The organism is Pseudomonas sp. NFACC14, from assembly GCF_900106885.1.
Lineage (GTDB): Bacteria > Pseudomonadota > Gammaproteobacteria > Pseudomonadales > Pseudomonadaceae > Aquipseudomonas > Aquipseudomonas fluorescens_AA.
This window is the reverse complement of record NZ_FNOA01000057.1, coordinates 1-2,099: the sequence shown is the minus strand read 5'-3', so window position 1 is coordinate 2,099 and position 2,099 is coordinate 1. Positions and strand designations below refer to the sequence as shown.

The window sequence follows — 2,099 nt, the reverse complement described above, 5'->3', positions numbered from 1 at the left end:
CAATTGCCGGAATACATGGTGCCCGTGGCCTATGTGCGTCTCGACGCCATGCCGCTGACCCCCAATGGCAAGCTCGATCGCAAGGCCTTGCCGGCCCCAGACCTGGATTCGGTCATCACCCGCGGCTACGAAGCCCCCCGAGGCGAAATCGAAACGACCCTGGCGCAGATCTGGCAGGACCTGCTCAAGGTCGAGCGCGTCGGCCGTCACGATCACTTCTTCGAGCTCGGTGGCCACTCGTTGCTGGCCGTCAGCCTGATCGGGCGGATGCGTCAAGTCGGCCTGAGCGCTGACGTGCGCGTGCTGTTCGGCCAGCCGACCTTGATGGCGCTGGCGGCAGCGGTGGGCAGCGGCAGCGAAATCCAGGTACCGGACAACGGCATCCTGCCGGGCTGCACGCGGATCACGCCGTCGATGCTGCCCCTGGTCCAGCTGGATCAGCAAACCATCGACCGCATCGTGGACACGGTCCCGGGCGGCGCGGGCAACGTGCAGGATATCTATCCGCTGGCGCCGCTGCAGGAAGGCATCTTCTTTCATCATCTTTCGGCCGAACAGGGCGATCTGTATGTATTGCAGTCGCAGTTTGCCTTCGATCACCGCGAACGGCTCGATGCGTTCGTCGAGGCGTTGCAGGTGGTGATCGATCGTCACGACATCCTGCGTACCAGTGTGGTCTGGGAAGGCTTGGAGTCGCCAGTGCAAGTGGTCTGGCGCGAGGCGAAGCTGCACGTTGAAGCGGTCGACCTCGATCCGGCCGCCGGTGATGCCGTGGCACAGTTGCAGCAGCGCTTCGACCCGCGACACCATCGCCTGGATGTCAGCCAGGCCCCCCTGATGCGCCTGGCCTATGGACAGGACGCCGTCAATCATCGATGGGTCGCGACACTGTTGTTCCATCACATGGTGCTCGACCACACGGCGCTTGAAGTGGTGCAGCACGAGATGCAGGCGCATCTGATGGGCGACGTCGGGCAACTGGCTGACGCGGTGCCCTATCGTAATTATGTGGCCCAGTCACGCCTGGGCATGAGCCGTGAAGAACATGAGGTGTTTTTCCGCGAGATGCTCGGCGATATCGACGAACCGACATTGCCGTTCGGCCTGCAGGATGTGCAGGGCAATGGCCATGGCATCGAAGAAGCCCAGCAATCGGTGGAGGCTTCCCTGGACTTGCGTCTGCGGGCCCAGGCCCGTCAGTTGGGGGTAAGCGTCGCCAGCCTGGCGCACCTGGCCTGGGCCCAGGTACTGGGCAAGGTATCCGGCAAGCAGGATGTGGTATTCGGTACTGTGCTGATGGGGCGGATGCAGGGCGGTGCCGACACCGATCGAGCCCTGGGGATGTTCATCAACACCTTGCCGTTGCGGATTCAGGTAGGGCACCAGGGCGTGCGTGCGGGCGTCAAGGCCACCCATGCCAGGTTGACTTCGCTGTTGGGCCACGAACATGCCTCCCTGGCACTGGCCCAGCGCTGCAGCGGTGTGGCGGCGCCGTTGCCGCTGTTCAGCGCCTTGCTCAACTACCGACACAGCGCCGTGGGTGTGGCTTCGGCCCAGGCGACGGATGCTTGGCAAGGTATCCATGCGCTGGATGGCTCAGAACGCACCAACTATCCGCTGACATTGAACGTCGACGACCTGGGCAGCGGTTTGCGTTTGACGGTACTGGCAGCAGCGCAGGTTGGCGCGCAGCGGGTCTGCGGCTACATGCATACGGTCCTGGGAAAACTCGTGGAGGCGCTGGAACAGACGCCCCAGGCCGCGTTGTATCGCCTGCCGATTCTACCGGTAGCGGAGCGTGAGCAACTGCTGGTGGCGTTCAACGCCACCGCTGCCGAGTACCCGCTGGAGCAAACCATTCACGGGCTGTTCGAGGAACAGGTGCAGCGCACGCCGGATGCATTGGCGGTGCTGCATGGCGGTCAGCGCCTGACTTATGCTGAATTGAACGAGCAGGCCAACCGCCTGGCGCATTACCTGCGCGGGCAGGGCGTGCGGCCGGACTCGCGGGTGGCGATCTGTGTCGAGCGTGGTCTCGACATGGTCGTTGGGTTGCTGGCGATCTTGAAGGCGGGTGGCGGTTATGTGCCGCTGGATCC

Annotated in this window: 1 protein-coding gene; it reads left to right on the top strand. The window is 63.8% G+C overall.

Features of this window, described 5'->3' with window-relative positions:
- Positions 1 to 2,099 (top strand): condensation domain-containing protein (locus BLU85_RS30080; RefSeq protein WP_139208083.1); only part of this gene is annotated, 2,099 nt, incomplete at both ends.